General features: G+C 55.0%; 18 protein-coding genes and 1 pseudogene. 12 read left to right on the top strand and 7 right to left on the bottom strand.

Going from position 1 to position 13370, the window contains the following annotated elements; translation table 11 throughout:
* The first annotated feature begins 51 nt into the window (after positions 1 to 51).
* Positions 52 to 339, top strand: a complete 288-nt coding sequence (gene sfsB, locus ACMGGE_RS19370; protein ID WP_048028843.1) for a DNA-binding transcriptional regulator SfsB — start codon at positions 52 to 54, stop codon at positions 337 to 339.
* A 61-nt stretch (positions 340 to 400) separates the two neighbouring features.
* Here the strand turns inward: sfsB and murA are convergent, their stop codons facing one another.
* The 7 genes from murA to mlaF form a co-directional block, all read right to left on the bottom strand.
* Entirely contained in the window at positions 401 to 1660 is a 1260-nt protein-coding gene (murA, locus tag ACMGGE_RS19365; protein ID WP_045910105.1) for a UDP-N-acetylglucosamine 1-carboxyvinyltransferase, read from the bottom strand.
* 50 nt (positions 1661 to 1710) lie between these two features.
* On the bottom strand, positions 1711 to 1965 hold the full coding sequence (ibaG, locus tag ACMGGE_RS19360; protein WP_008501458.1) for a BolA family iron metabolism protein IbaG: 255 nt from the start codon (positions 1963 to 1965) through the stop codon (positions 1711 to 1713).
* 126 nt (positions 1966 to 2091) lie between these two features.
* Complete coding sequence (gene mlaB, locus ACMGGE_RS19355; protein WP_048028841.1) at positions 2092 to 2385, bottom strand: lipid asymmetry maintenance protein MlaB; 294 nt, start codon at positions 2383 to 2385, stop codon at positions 2092 to 2094.
* Complete coding sequence (gene mlaC / locus ACMGGE_RS19350) at positions 2385 to 3020, bottom strand: phospholipid-binding protein MlaC (RefSeq protein WP_045910107.1); 636 nt, start codon at positions 3018 to 3020, stop codon at positions 2385 to 2387. The genes mlaB and mlaC overlap by 1 nt, the downstream gene beginning before the upstream one ends.
* Before the next feature lie 18 nt (positions 3021 to 3038).
* Positions 3039 to 3587 (bottom strand): outer membrane lipid asymmetry maintenance protein MlaD, encoded by a 549-nt coding sequence (gene mlaD / locus ACMGGE_RS19345; RefSeq protein WP_008501455.1) that lies wholly within the window; start codon positions 3585 to 3587, stop codon positions 3039 to 3041.
* Between the two features lie 4 nt (positions 3588 to 3591).
* Complete coding sequence (gene mlaE / locus ACMGGE_RS19340; protein WP_010436044.1) at positions 3592 to 4374, bottom strand: lipid asymmetry maintenance ABC transporter permease subunit MlaE; 783 nt, start codon at positions 4372 to 4374, stop codon at positions 3592 to 3594.
* A 7-nt stretch (positions 4375 to 4381) separates the two neighbouring features.
* Positions 4382 to 5194 (bottom strand): phospholipid ABC transporter ATP-binding protein MlaF, encoded by an 813-nt coding sequence (mlaF, locus tag ACMGGE_RS19335; protein ID WP_008501452.1) that lies wholly within the window; start codon positions 5192 to 5194, stop codon positions 4382 to 4384.
* Positions 5195 to 5421: 227 nt separating this feature from the next.
* Between mlaF and ACMGGE_RS19330 the strand changes: the two genes are divergently transcribed.
* The 11 genes and pseudogenes from ACMGGE_RS19330 to npr all read left to right on the top strand — a co-directional run bounded on the left by ACMGGE_RS19330 (position 5422) and on the right by npr (position 13339).
* The gene (locus ACMGGE_RS19330) at positions 5422 to 6399 is read left to right on the top strand and encodes a calcium/sodium antiporter (RefSeq protein WP_045334591.1); all 978 of its coding nucleotides are present in this window, start codon (positions 5422 to 5424) and stop codon (positions 6397 to 6399) included.
* 13 nt (positions 6400 to 6412) lie between these two features.
* A complete protein-coding gene (gene kdsD / locus ACMGGE_RS19325) occupies positions 6413 to 7399 on the top strand; it encodes an arabinose-5-phosphate isomerase KdsD (protein WP_008501450.1) in 987 nt (328 codons plus the stop codon).
* Between the two features lie 14 nt (positions 7400 to 7413).
* Positions 7414 to 7980 (top strand): 3-deoxy-manno-octulosonate-8-phosphatase KdsC, encoded by a 567-nt coding sequence (kdsC, locus tag ACMGGE_RS19320; RefSeq protein WP_008501449.1) that lies wholly within the window; start codon positions 7414 to 7416, stop codon positions 7978 to 7980.
* Positions 7977 to 8552, top strand: a complete 576-nt coding sequence (lptC, locus tag ACMGGE_RS19315) for an LPS export ABC transporter periplasmic protein LptC (protein ID WP_024906353.1) — start codon at positions 7977 to 7979, stop codon at positions 8550 to 8552. Before kdsC ends, lptC begins: the two co-directional genes overlap by 4 nt.
* Entirely contained in the window at positions 8521 to 9075 is a 555-nt protein-coding gene (lptA, locus tag ACMGGE_RS19310; protein WP_020883526.1) for a lipopolysaccharide ABC transporter substrate-binding protein LptA, read from the top strand. Before lptC ends, lptA begins: the two co-directional genes overlap by 32 nt.
* A 6-nt stretch (positions 9076 to 9081) precedes the next feature.
* Entirely contained in the window at positions 9082 to 9807 is a 726-nt protein-coding gene (gene lptB, locus ACMGGE_RS19305) for an LPS export ABC transporter ATP-binding protein (protein ID WP_008501446.1), read from the top strand.
* Positions 9808 to 9854: 47 nt separating this feature from the next.
* Positions 9855 to 11288 (top strand): RNA polymerase factor sigma-54, encoded by a 1434-nt coding sequence (gene rpoN, locus ACMGGE_RS19300; RefSeq protein ID WP_048225120.1) that lies wholly within the window; start codon positions 9855 to 9857, stop codon positions 11286 to 11288.
* A gap of 22 nt (positions 11289 to 11310) precedes the next feature.
* Positions 11311 to 11596, top strand: a pseudogene (hpf, locus tag ACMGGE_RS19295) (ribosome hibernation promoting factor).
* An 82-nt stretch (positions 11597 to 11678) separates the two neighbouring features.
* Positions 11679 to 12170: a PTS IIA-like nitrogen regulatory protein PtsN gene (gene ptsN, locus ACMGGE_RS19290; protein ID WP_008501443.1), complete on the top strand. Its 492-nt coding sequence runs from the start codon at positions 11679 to 11681 to the stop codon at positions 12168 to 12170.
* Between the two features lie 45 nt (positions 12171 to 12215).
* Positions 12216 to 13070, top strand: a complete 855-nt coding sequence (rapZ, locus tag ACMGGE_RS19285; protein ID WP_045910110.1) for an RNase adapter RapZ — start codon at positions 12216 to 12218, stop codon at positions 13068 to 13070.
* Positions 13067 to 13339 carry a PTS phosphocarrier protein NPr gene (npr, locus tag ACMGGE_RS19280; protein ID WP_003861872.1) on the top strand — a complete coding sequence of 91 codons (273 nt, stop codon included), beginning with the start codon at positions 13067 to 13069 and terminating at the stop codon, positions 13337 to 13339. The genes rapZ and npr overlap by 4 nt, the downstream gene beginning before the upstream one ends.
* Positions 13340 to 13370 lie beyond the last annotated feature (31 nt).

Genomic DNA, 13370 nt, shown 5'->3' with positions numbered 1-13370 from the left:
CGTCGTTTCAGAAGAAACGGCGTAGGTGAATCCGAACTTAAGGACGGCGTTATGGATACGAAATTTATCGACTGGCACACGGCTGATATTATTGCCGCACTGCGCAAAAGAGGCACTTCACTGGCAGCAGAGTCCCGCCGCCATGGACTGAGTTCTTCAACTCTGGCAAACGCCCTCACCCGCCCCTGGCCAAAAGGAGAATTAATTATCGCGACGGCGCTGGATACGCATCCGTGGGTGATTTGGCCTTCGCGCTACCACGATCCCGTTACCCATGAATTTATCGACAGATCGCGCATGATTCGCCAGAGAAAAGTAAAAAAAGAACCGCAGGAATAACGCGTTTTTTGACAGGAACAGCAACCCCCCGGTCATGTCTGGCAGGGGGCTGCCGGAACGATTACTCGCCCTTCACACGCTCGATATTGGCACCCAGCGCGCGCAGTTTATCTTCGATACGCTCATAGCCACGATCGATGTGATAAATACGATCCACGATCGTTGTACCTTCCGCGATACAACCCGCCAACACCAGGCTGGCAGACGCACGCAGATCGGTTGCCATCACCTGAGCGCCGGACAGTGTCTCAACGCCATGGCAAATCACGGTATTACTTTCGATCTCAGCACGTGCACCCATACGGATCAGCTCCGGTACGTGCATAAAGCGGTTCTCGAAAATGGTTTCAGTGATGAAGCCAGTCCCTTCGGCGACCAGGTTCAACAAGGTGAACTGCGCCTGCATGTCCGTTGGGAACGCCGGGTGTGGCGCCGTACGCACATTGACCGCTTTTGGACGCTGTCCATGCATATCGAGGCTGATCCAGTCTTCACCGATTTCGATATCCGCTCCGGCATCACGCAGTTTCGCCAGCACCGCATCCAGCGTATCAGGCTGTGCGTTGCGACAAACAATCTTCCCGCCAGAGATCGCGGCAGCGACCAGGAAGGTACCGGTTTCGATACGGTCCGGCAGTACGCGATAGACACCCCCGCCCAGACGCTCAACGCCTTCGATGGTGATACGGTCGGTACCCTGACCGGAGATCTTCGCGCCCAGTGCCACGAGGAAGTTAGCGGTATCCACAATTTCCGGTTCGCGCGCGGCGTTTTCGATGATAGTGGTCCCTTCTGCCAGCGTTGCCGCAGACATAATGGTTACCGTTGCGCCTACGCTCACTTTGTCCATAACAATGTGCGCGCCTTTCAGACGACCATTGACGGACGCTTTAACGTAGCCTTCTTCCAGCTTGATCTCTGCGCCCAGTTTTTCCAGACCAAAGATGTGCAGGTCAACTGGACGCGCACCGATGGCGCAGCCGCCCGGCAGCGAAACCTGACCCTGACCGAAACGCGCCACCAGCGGGCCAAGCGCCCAGATGGAAGCACGCATGGTTTTCACCAGATCGTAAGGGGCAGAGAAGTTGTTTACCTTGCTGGCATCGATCCAGACGGAACCGTTACGCTCGACTTTCGTGCCCAACTGAGTGAGCAGCTTCATGGTGGTGTCGATATCTTTCAGCTTCGGTACGTTCTGAATCTCTACCGGCTCTTCCGCGAGCAGCGCAGCAAAGAGGATGGGCAGCGCGGCGTTTTTCGCGCCAGAAATTGTGACTTCGCCCTGGAGACGCGTTGGCCCCTGTACACGAAATTTATCCATTGTGTGCTCTCTTATAAATTCAACCGTGCTGCGGGCCTGTCGCCCTCAGCTCAAAAACCGTTTAGTTTGCGATCGCGTGCCCACTCTTGCGGGGTGAACGCTTTAATCGACAGGGCGTGGATGCGGTTATCCGCAATATATTCCATCAGCGGCGCGTACACAGCCTGCTGTTTCTTCACACGGCTCATACCGTCGAACATCTCACCCACAGCAATAACCTGGAAGTGACTGCCATCGCCAGTGACGTGGGCTTCCTGAAGGGAGAGTGCATTCATCAGCACTGTCTGGATTTCATGATTTTCCATGGGTTCTTAATCATCTGATAGTGAAAACAAGCCCAACATCTTAGAGCAAAGTGGCGTCGTCTTAAACAAGCAAAAAGCCCCGACGATGAAACTGTCAGGGCTTTCGGAAGTAACGCACTGAAAATATTAACGAGGCAATACGTCCTGAGGGAGATTGTAGAGCTGCGCAAGGGTCACGACATTCTCGCTCGCGCCGCGAAGCGTGACGCTCGCCCCCTGCTTTTTCCCTACCGCAACCAGATGGGCAAGCAGCGCAACGCCTGCCGTATCCACCCGCGTGACGTCAGTTAAGTCAATGAGCGTCACGCCCTGCATGGCCTCATGGCGTTTATCCCATAAGGGGTTCAGCAGATCCTGATCCAGCTCACCGGACAGCTTTAACGTCTCGCCTTCACGCGACCAGCTGAGTTGCTGTGACATTACTTCTTCTCGTCCAGCGTGATTTTCTGACGAGCAATGGACTGCAGCTGCGCGGTCAAGCCATCAATCCCCTTGGTGCGCAGCAGGTCGCTCCACTCGTTCTGTTTGGTGGTGATCATGCTTACGCCTTCGGCGATCATGTCATACGCCTGCCAGTGGCCGGTCTGGCTGTTTTTACGCCACTGGAAATCCAGACGCACCGGCGGACGGCCGTTAGGATCGTTGATCGTTACGCGAATAGGGACGATGGTCGCATCACCCAGCGGCTGCTCAGGGGCGATCTGATAGGTCTGACCGTGGTACATCGCCAGCGCCTGACCATAAGCCTGCTTCAGGTATTCACGGAAAGCGGCAAAATAGGCCTCACGCTGCGCCGGGGTCGCGTCTTTGTAATAGCGGCCCAGCACCAGCGCTCCTGCATATTTGATCTGCACATACGGCAGCAGCTCCTGGTCAACCACGTCACGCAGGTAATCAGGATTAGCACGAATCTTAGGCTGCTCGTTTTTAAGACGATCGAAGGTTTTCTTCGCGGCCTCGTCCATCAGTTTGTACGGGTTACTCTGATCCGCCGCGTGGACCGCGGTGAGAGGGGCGATGACCAGCATGGCAACCATTAACAGTCGTTTAAACATGAATGACTTCTCCTGATATTAATTCGCAGCACCTGGGGTCGGCGCGGCATTGGTATGGTCTTCACTCTGCGCAGGGGCATTGTCAGACTTTTTATCATCCCCTTTACTGTTGTAAAGGAACTGACCAATCATATCTTCCAGCACCATGGCGGACTTGGTGTCCTGGATCACGCTCCCGTCCTTAAGGATAGTCGTTCCCAGCTCGGGGTCTTCAAAACCGACGTTAAGCGCCAGATATTGTTCGCCCAGCAGACCGGAAGTCCGGATAGACAGGGAGCTGGTGTCCGGAATATGGTTGTAACGCTCTTCGATATCCATCGCGACGCGCGGCAGATAGGTCTTCTCATCCAGCGTAATGTCAGATACGCGGCCGATCACCACGCCGCCAATACGGACCGGTGAACGCGCCTTCAGCCCGCCGATGTTATCGAAGGTGGCATAGATGCGATACGTCGGCTCGGTGCGCACAGACGTGATATCTGCCGCTCTCAGGCAGATAAACAACGCGGCCAGCAGCGCCAGCAGCAGGAATACACCGACCCAAATTTCATTTTTTCTCGTTTGCATGAACTCAATTCCCAAACATCAGTGCGGTGAGCACAAAATCCAGACCCAGTACGGCCAGCGACGAATGAACGACTGTACGTGTAGTAGCGCGGCTAATGCCCGCCGACGTCGGAATCGCATCGTAACCATTAAACAATGCAATCCAGGTAACCGTAATGGCAAATACCACGCTCTTAATCAGGCAGTTAACCAGATCCATTCGCAGGTCAATGGCGTCCTGCATGGCAGACCAGAAGAAACCGGCGTCAATGCCTTTCCAGTGCACGCCAACCAGCGAACCGCCCCAGATACCCACGGCGACAAACAGTATCGTCAGCAGCGGTAAAGAGATAACCCCCGCCCAGAAACGCGGCGAAATCACGCGACGCAGCGGATCGACCGCCATCATCTCCATGCTGGAGAGCTGCTCGGTCGCGCGCATCAGGCCAATTTCAGCGGTTAAGGCTGACCCCGCGCGACCGGCGAACAACAGCGCCGCCACAACGGGCCCCAGTTCACGCAGCAGCGAGAGCGCCACCAGCATCCCGAGGCTGGTTTCCGCACTGTAGGTTGTCAGCACCAGGTAGCCCTGCAGACCCAGCACCATCCCGATAAACAGACCGGAGACAATGATGATGAGCATCGACAGCACGCCGACATTATAAAGCTGGCGCACCAATAGCGGCGCGTGTTTACGGAATTCCGGCTTGCCGACCAGCGCGTTGAATAACATCAATCCGGCACGCCCGAACGTCCTGATGGTTTTTATGCCACGGTGTCCGAGAGCGGCCAACGCATTTAACAGCATGAGTGGCTTAACTCCCTATTCCCAGTAAATCGTCACGATAGTCGCCCGCCGGGTAGCGGAACGGCACAGGGCCATCGGCAATACCGTCAAGGAACTGCCGCACGCGTGGATCGCAATTTTCCTGCAGCGCCTGGGCGCTACCGTGTGCGACGATCTTTTTGTCCGCTACGATGTAGGCGTAATCGGCAATGCTCAGCACTTCAGGTACATCGTGAGACACTACAATGCAGGTGACGCCAAGCGCGCTATTCAGTTCAGAGATGAGCTTCACCAGCACGCCCATCGTGATGGGATCCTGCCCGACAAACGGTTCGTCGAACATGATTAAATCAGGTTCTAGTGCGATGGCGCGCGCCAGCGCGGCACGACGCGCCATCCCGCCGGACAGCTCCGAAGGCATCAGTTTCGCGGCGCCCCGCAGCCCGACGGCTTCAAGCTTCATCATCACCGTGCTTTTCAGCAGCGCAGGCGGCAGGCTGGTATGCTCGCGCAGCGGATAGGCCACGTTATCAAAGACGTTCATGTCGGTGAACAAGGCCCCCGACTGAAAGAGCATGCTCATGCGTTTGCGAACAGTATACAGGCGCGAGCGTGACATCTCCGGGATGTTTTCGCCATCAAAGAGGATCTCACCGCTATCCGGTGGGATCTGCCCGCCAATAAGGCGAAGCAGGGTCGTTTTACCGATCCCGGACGGCCCCATGATGGCAGTGATCTTGCCACGCGGCACGGTCAACGAAATATCATCAAATATCAATCTGTTGGCGCGAGAAAAACTCACCCCGCGGACATCGACTAAATTCGCCATAGTTTGGCTCATTTATGGTTCCTTTCTTATCCTGCTCACGTTAAGGCATGTAGCCTGAATCAGCCCTAAACTCAGCATTTTTACAGAATAATAACCGTAGAGGTTAGCGAAAGCTGGCATTTGTTTTACTTTTCCGGCGCATAAAGTCAAAATTAGGAATTCGTTACGCCTCAGACTGTATGCAGTCCAGCCATTCCCGAGCAATGGACCGACGAGTATACCTGAAGAAAGGACTTTTGATGCTTTTAGCAACAGCACTGTTAATAATTGGTTTACTGTTGGTGGTCTACAGTGCTGACCGTTTAGTGTTTGCTGCATCTATCCTGTGTCGCCTGAGTGGCGTACCGCCTGTCGTCATCGGGATGACCGTGGTCAGCGTAGGAACGTCACTTCCTGAAATCATCGTCTCTGTCTCGGCATCGCTGCATGGCCAGGTAGACCTGGCAGTCGGCACCGCGATTGGCTCTAACATCGTCAATATTTTATTGATTTTAGGCCTGGCCGCGCTGCTCCATCCATTTCGCGTGCATTCTGATGTTCTGCGCCGTGAATTGCCGCTAATGTTACTCGTAAGCCTGCTGGCAGGGTGCGTATTTTACGATGGCGTACTGAGCTACAGCGACGGCATTTTCTTGCTGGCTCTGGCCGTTATTTGGCTGCTGTATAGTGTTAAAATCGCCCGTCAGGCTGAAAAGCAGGGTCAGGATAGCCTCACGCGTGAGCAGGTCGCCGAGCTTCCACGAGAAGGCACGCTGCCTGTTGCCCTGCTCTGGCTGGGCGTCGCGCTGATCATCATGCCGATGGCAACGCGCATGGTCGTGGATAACGCGACGGTGCTGGCGAACTATTTTGCCATCAGCGAGCTGACCATTGGCCTGACGGTGATTGCCATCGGCACCAGCCTGCCGGAGCTGGCCACCGCCATTGCGGGGGCCCGTAAAGGTGAGGATGACATTGCCATTGGTAATATCATCGGCTCTAACATTTTTAATATCGCCATTGTGATGGGCCTGCCGGCCCTGATTTCGCCAGGGCCCTTTAATCCCCTGGCGTTCTCACGTGATTACGGCGTGATGTTGCTGGTCAGCGTGATTTTTGCCCTGCTCTGCTGGCGGCGGCAACGACAGATCGGTAAAGGCGCAGGCGCGCTGCTGACGGGTGGATTTATCGTATGGATGGCGATGCTGTACTGGCTCTCGCCTCTTCTCTCTGGGTAAACGGAAACGCATTATGTCGCAAATAGAATTGCAGCCGGGTTTTGACTTTCAGAAAGCAGGCAAAGACGTTCTGGAGATTGAACGTGAAGGTCTGGCGCAGTTAGATCAGTACATAAATCAGGATTTTAGTCTGGCATGTGAGAAGATATTCTACTGTGCCGGCAAAGTCGTGGTGATGGGGATGGGCAAGTCCGGCCACATTGGACGCAAAATGGCGGCAACCTTTGCCAGTACCGGCACCTCGTCCTTCTTTGTCCACCCGGGGGAAGCCGCGCACGGGGACCTGGGTATGGTCACGCCGCAGGATATCGTCATCGCGCTCTCCAACTCCGGTGAGTCCAATGAAATCCTGGCGCTGATCCCGGTACTGAAGCGACTGCAGGTCCCGCTGATTTGCATGACCAGCCGTCCGGAAAGCAGCATGGCGCGCGCAGCCGATATTCATCTGTGCGTGAAGGTTCCCAAGGAGGCCTGTCCGCTCGGCCTGGCTCCGACCTCCAGCACCACCGCGGCACTGGTTATGGGCGATGCGCTTGCCGTGGCGCTGCTGGAAGCCCGTGGCTTTACGCCGGAAGATTTCGCGCTGTCCCACCCGGGCGGCGCGCTGGGGCGCAAGCTCCTGCTGCGGGTAAACGATATTATGCACACCGGGGATGAGATCCCTCACGTCAGTAAAGAAGCCTCCCTGCGTGATGCGCTGCTGGAAATCACCCGCAAGAATCTGGGGATGACGGTCGTGTGCGACGATCTGATGAAAATTCAGGGGATCTTCACCGATGGCGACCTGCGTCGCGTGTTCGATATGGGTGTCGATGTCCGCACGCTCGGTATTGCCGATGTGATGACGCCCGGCGGCATCCGCGTGCGTCCGGGTACGCTGGCCGTGGACGTGCTGAACCTGATGCAGTCCCGCCATATCACCTCCGTTATGGTTGCCGATGGCGACCAGTTGCTGGGTGTGGTACATATGCATGATCTGCTGCGCGCAGGCGTAGTGTAATGAAGGATAAGACAATGAGTAATGCGGGTGCATCCCTTGCAACCTGTTATGGGCCGGTCAGTACACAGATGATGGCAAAGGCGGAAAACATTCGTCTGCTGATCCTGGATGTGGATGGGGTCCTCTCCGACGGCCTGATTTACATGGGCAATAATGGTGAAGAGCTGAAGGCGTTTAACGTTCGCGATGGCTACGGTATCCGCTGTGCGCTCACCTCGGGGATTGAGGTGGCGATCATCACCGGGCGAAACGCTAAACTGGTAGAAGACCGCTGTGAAACCTTAGGTATTACCCATCTGTATCAGGGTCAATCCGATAAGATGGCGGCGTTCAATGATTTACTGGGTAAACTGGCTATCGCGCCGGAAAACGTGGCTTACGTCGGGGACGACCTGATTGACTGGCCCGTGATGGCTGAAGTTGGGCTGAGCATCGCCGTTGCCGATGCGCATCCGCTGCTGATTCCGCGTGCCGACTACGTTACCCACATCAACGGTGGCCGCGGCGCTGTCCGTGAAGTCTGCGATCTGCTTCTGCTGGCGCAGGGCAAGCTTGATGAGGCCAAAGGGCAATCGATATGAGTAAAACCAGACGTTGGATTATCATTTTGCTTTCGCTTGTCGCACTGGTATTGATTGGCGTGAACCTTGCCGATCGCGACGATACGCAAACGGAAGTGATCAACAATAACGATCCAACCTATAAAAGCGATCACAGCGACACCGTGGTCTACAGCCCGGAAGGCGCGCTGAACTATCGCCTGATTGCCCAGCATGTTGAATATTTTTCAGATGACGGTATTTCGTGGTTTACCCAGCCTGTCATGACCACCTTTGATAAGGACAAAGTGCCGACGTGGTCAATTAAGTCAGATCGGGCAAAACTGACAAATGACCGTATGCTTTATCTGTATGGTCACGTTGAAGTCAACGCCCTGACCGCCGACTCGCAACTGCGAAAAATTACGACGGATAATGCCCAGATCAACCTGGTAACCCAGGACGTGACGTCGCAGGATCTGGTCACACTGTATGGCACAACATTTAATTCCAGCGGTTTGAGAATGCGCGGGAACTTACGCAGCAAGAACGCCGAGCTGATTGAAAAGGTTAGAACCTCCTATGAAATTCAAAACAAACAAACTCAGCCTTAAAGTAATTATCGCCAGCGCGATGCTGGCGACCAGTCTCCCCGCGCTTGCTGTAACGGGCGATACCGACCAGCCGATCCATATCGAGTCCGACACCCAGTCTCTCGATATGCAGGGTAACGTCGTCACCTTCACGGGTAACGTCGTCATGACCCAGGGCACCATCAAAATCAACGCCGACAAAGTGGTCGTGACCCGTCCGGGTGGCGAGCAGGGCAAAGAGATTATCGATGGCTATGGTAATCCGGCGACCTTCTACCAGATGCAGGACAACGGCAAGCCGGTGAAAGGCCGCGCCACGCACATGCACTATGAGCTGGCGAAGGACCTGGTCATCCTGACCGGCAATGCCTATCTGGAACAGCTGGACAGTAACATTACCGGCGACCAGATTACCTATCTGGTTAAAGAGCAAAAAATGCAGGCCTCCAGCGAGAAAGGCAAACGCGTCACCACCGTTCTGGTTCCGTCGCAGCTGCAGGATAAAGGCAAGGGCCAGGCCCCGGCACAGAAGAAGAGTAACTAATTCGTTATGGCAACATTAACTGCAAAAAATCTCGCGAAGGCCTATAAGGGCCGCCGTGTCGTAGAAGATGTCAGTCTGACCGTTAACTCCGGCGAAATCGTCGGGCTGCTTGGCCCGAATGGTGCGGGTAAAACGACAACCTTCTACATGGTCGTGGGTATTGTGCCGCGCGATGCCGGCAACATTATCATTGACGATGAAGACATCAGCCTTCTGCCGCTCCACGCGCGCGCGCGTCGCGGGATCGGCTATCTGCCGCAGGAAGCCTCCATTTTCCGTCGTCTCAGCGTTTACGACAACCTGATGGCGGTCCTGCAAATTCGTAACGATCTGACCAACGAACAGCGTCAGGATCGTGCCAACGAGCTGATGGAAGAGTTCCACATCGAGCATCTGCGCGACAGCCTCGGTCAGGCACTCTCCGGGGGCGAACGCCGTCGTGTTGAGATTGCGCGTGCGCTGGCCGCAAACCCGAAATTTATCCTGCTGGATGAACCGTTTGCGGGCGTTGACCCGATCTCCGTTATCGACATCAAACGTATCATTGAACACCTGCGCGACAGCGGGCTTGGCGTACTGATCACCGACCACAACGTGCGTGAAACGCTGGCCGTGTGTGAACGCGCCTATATTGTGAGCCAGGGCAATCTGATCGCCCACGGTACGCCGCAGCAGATCCTCGAAGACGATCATGTTAAGCGCGTCTATCTTGGGGAAGACTTCAGACTCTGATAGGGTAGAGGTAACGTAACGCCGAACCGGAGAAAAATGCTCTGAACATGAAGCAAGGTTTGCAATTAAGGCTCAGCCAACAACTGGCGATGACGCCGCAGCTACAGCAGGCAATTCGCCTGTTGCAACTGTCCACGTTAGAACTTCAGCAGGAGCTCCAGCAGGCGCTGGACAGCAACCCCCTGCTGGAACAAACCGATCTTCATGACGAGGTAGATACCCAGCAATCGCAGGATACAGAAGCGCTCGATACCGCGGATGCACTCGAACAAAAAGAGATGCCCGACGAGCTTCCGCTGGATGCCAGCTGGGATGAAATCTACACCGCCGGCACCCCTTCCGGTACGCGTGCAGACTACCAGGACGATGAGCTACCGGTCTATCAGGGAGAAACCACCCAGTCGCTGCAGGATTACCTGATGTGGCAGGTGGAACTCACCCCCTTCTCCGATACCGACCGCGCGATTGCCACGTCAATTGTCGATGCCGTTGACGACACTGGCTATTTGACCGTCACGCTGGACGATATTCTGGAAAGCATGGGCGACGACGAGATTGAGCTTGAGGAAGTTGAAGCTGTTCTGAAGCGCATCCAGCGTTTCGATCCGGTAGGCGTAGCCGCAAAAGATCTGCGCGACTGCCTGCTGATCCAGCTTTCTCAGTTCAGCAAAGAGACGCCATGGCTCGACGAGGCGCGCCTAATCATCAGCGATCACCTGGATCTGCTGGCGAACCACGATTTCCGCACTCTGATGCGCGTCACGCGCCTGAAAGAAGAGGTGCTGAAAGAAGCGGTGAATCTGATCCAGTCGCTCGATCCGCGCCCCGGTCAGTCGATCCAGACCAGCGAACCCGAGTACGTGATCCCGGATGTGCTGGTCAGAAAAAATAACGGCCGCTGGGTCGTTGAACTGAACTCTGACAGTATCCCTCGCCTGCAAATCAACCAGCAGTATGCCTCCATGTGCACCAGCGTGCGTAACGACTCCGACAATCAATATATTCGTAGCAATTTGCAGGAAGCGCGATGGCTGATCAAAAGTCTGGAGAGCCGAAATGATACGCTGCTACGCGTCAGCCGCTGCATTGTGGAACAGCAGCAGGCGTTCTTTGAGCAGGGTGAAGAGTATATGAAACCGATGGTACTGGCGGATATCGCCCAGGCCGTCGAGATGCATGAATCAACCATTTCCCGTGTCACCACGCAGAAGTATCTGCACAGTCCACGCGGTATTTTTGAGCTTAAGTATTTCTTCTCCAGCCATGTGAATACCGAGGGCGGCGGCGAAGCGTCGTCCACGGCCATCCGTGCCCTGGTGAAGAAGTTGATCGCCGCGGAGAACCCCGCGAAGCCGCTAAGCGACAGTAAGTTAACCACCATGCTGTCCGATCAGGGTATTATGGTGGCACGTCGTACTGTTGCGAAGTATCGAGAGTCTTTATCCATTCCGCCGTCCAACCAGCGTAAACAGCTGGTCTGACACAACCGATAAGGAAGACACTATGCAGCTCAACATCACTGGACAAAACGTCGAAATTACTGAGGCTTTACGCGACTTTGTGAACACGAAGTTTGCAAAACTCGAGCAGTATTTCGAAAGGATCAATCAGGTCTATATTGTGTTGAAAGTGGAGAAAGTGACTCATATCTCGGATGCCACCCTGCATGTTAACGGGGGAACTGCATGCCAGTGCGGAAGGGCAAGACATGTACGCTGCTATCGACGGCTTGATTGATAAGCTTGCGCGACAGCTCAATAAACATAAAGATAAACTGAAACAACACTAATTGTCCGGGCAGTTAACGGGTGCAGGACGGCCTGTTGTGAAACACAACAGGCCATTTGTACAGTTAGCGCTTAGGTGAAATTATGATGAACAACGATTCCGCTCTTCAACTGAGCAATGTCCTTAACCAGGAATGTACCCGCAGTGCGGTTCACTGCCAGAGCAAAAAACGTGCGCTGGAGATCATCAGTGAACTGGCCGCAAAACAGCTGGGCCTGCCGCCGCAGGTGGTGTTCGAAGCGATTCTGACCCGTGAAAAGATGGGCAGTACCGGTATCGGCAACGGCATCGCGATCCCGCATGGCAAACTGGAAGAGGATACCCTGCGTGCCGTCGGTGTGTTTGTGCAGCTTGAAACACCGATCGCCTTCGATGCCATTGATAACCAGCCCGTCGATCTCCTCTTCGCGCTGCTGGTGCCTGCTGACCAGACGAAAACCCATCTGCATACGCTGTCGCTGGTCGCCAAGCGTCTGGCTGACAAAACCATTTGCCGTCGACTGCGCTCGGCTCAAAGTGATGAAGAGCTCTATCAAATTATCACTGAAGCAGAAGGCAATCAGGATGATGCATAACCAGGAGATGGCCTTCACATCTGTTGTCCTGAGGAGAAACGGAACATGGTGCTGATGATTGTCAGTGGCCGTTCAGGGTCGGGGAAATCCGTTGCTCTGCGCGCGCTGGAAGACATGGGTTTTTACTGCGTCGATAACCTGCCGGTCGTGTTATTGCCCGAACTGGCCCGTACGCTGGCGGAGAGACAAACCTCGGCCGCCGTCAGTATCGACGTTCGTAACATGCCTGAATCGCCAGAGATCTTCGAACAGGCCATGAGTAACCTGCCCGATGCGTTCTCGCCGCAGCTGCTGTTCCTTGATGCAGACCGTAATACCCTGATCCGCCGCTACAGCGATACCCGTCGTTTGCACCCGCTTTCCAGTAAGAACCTCTCTCTGGAGAGTGCTATCGATGAAGAGAGCGATCTGCTGGAGCCGCTGCGTTCTCGTGCCGACCTGATTGTCGACACCTCTGAGATGTCCGTTCACGAGCTGGCTGAAATGCTGCGTACCCGGTTGTTGGGTAAACGCGAGCGCGAACTGACGATGGTGTTCGAATCCTTTGGCTTCAAGCACGGTATCCCGATCGATGCGGATTATGTTTTCGACGTGCGCTTCCTGCCGAACCCGCACTGGGATCCGAAACTGCGTCCTATGACCGGTCTGGATAAACCCGTCGCGGCCTTCCTCGACAGGCACACAGAAGTTCACAATTTTATCTACCAGACGCGAAGCTACCTTGAGCTATGGTTACCTATGCTGGAGACAAACAATCGTAGCTACCTGACGGTAGCGATTGGCTGTACCGGCGGTAAACATCGTTCGGTTTATATCGCCGAACAGCTGGCCGACTATTTCCGCTCGCGCGGGAAGAACGTTCAGTCCCGTCATCGCACGCTGGAAAAACGTAAAACATGACCGTAAAACAGACCGTTGAGATCACCAATAAGCTGGGCATGCATGCGCGCCCGGCGATGAAGCTGTTTGAGCTGATGCAGGGTTTCGATGCAGAAGTTCTGCTGCGGAATGACGAAGGTACCGAAGCGGAAGCGAACAGCGTGATCGCGCTGCTGATGCTGGATTCCGCCAAAGGGCGTCAGATTGAAGTCGAAGCCACCGGCCCCCAGGAAGAGGAAGCGCTGGCGGCGGTGATTGCGCTGTTTAACGCGGGGTTTGACGAAGATTAAGGTCTCTGCCCTTCAGGCGGGTGGCGCTGCG

The sequence above is a fragment of the Enterobacter sp. BNK-22 genome (assembly GCF_048684805.1).
In the GTDB taxonomy this organism is placed as follows: domain Bacteria; phylum Pseudomonadota; class Gammaproteobacteria; order Enterobacterales; family Enterobacteriaceae; genus Enterobacter; species Enterobacter quasiroggenkampii.
Note: the sequence above shows the minus strand (reverse complement) of the source record. Positions and strands in the feature narration are given on the sequence as shown.